The organism is Devosia alba (genome assembly GCF_039938915.1).
Taxonomy (GTDB): Bacteria; Pseudomonadota; Alphaproteobacteria; order Rhizobiales; family Devosiaceae; genus Devosia; species Devosia alba.
In genome coordinates, this window is record NZ_JBDUUI010000123.1 from 1 (window position 1) to 251 (window position 251).

The window sequence follows — 251 nt, forward strand, 5'->3', positions numbered from 1 at the left end:
TAGAACATGTGGGCATTGTGAACGCAATCAGCCGGAATAGTTGGCAGCTCGATACGCCCGGCTTTTGCCAGCGGTTCAAGTGCATCGTAATAGGTTTGCCACAGGGACAGGCGCTGAAGGTTAATCCGCTCCGCCGCTTCCAGCTGTGCCCACAGATATGCCGCCTGCAGATCCGCCATCAGATAGCTTGAGCCGATATCGCGCCAGGTGTATTTATCCACCTGCCCGCGGAAGAACTGGCTGCGGTTGGT

General features: G+C 56.6%; 1 protein-coding gene. It reads right to left on the reverse strand.

The window, feature by feature from the left end:
* On the reverse strand, positions 1 to 251 hold a 251-nt coding region (locus ABFY71_RS19020; RefSeq protein ID WP_347947442.1), incomplete at both ends, for a DegT/DnrJ/EryC1/StrS family aminotransferase.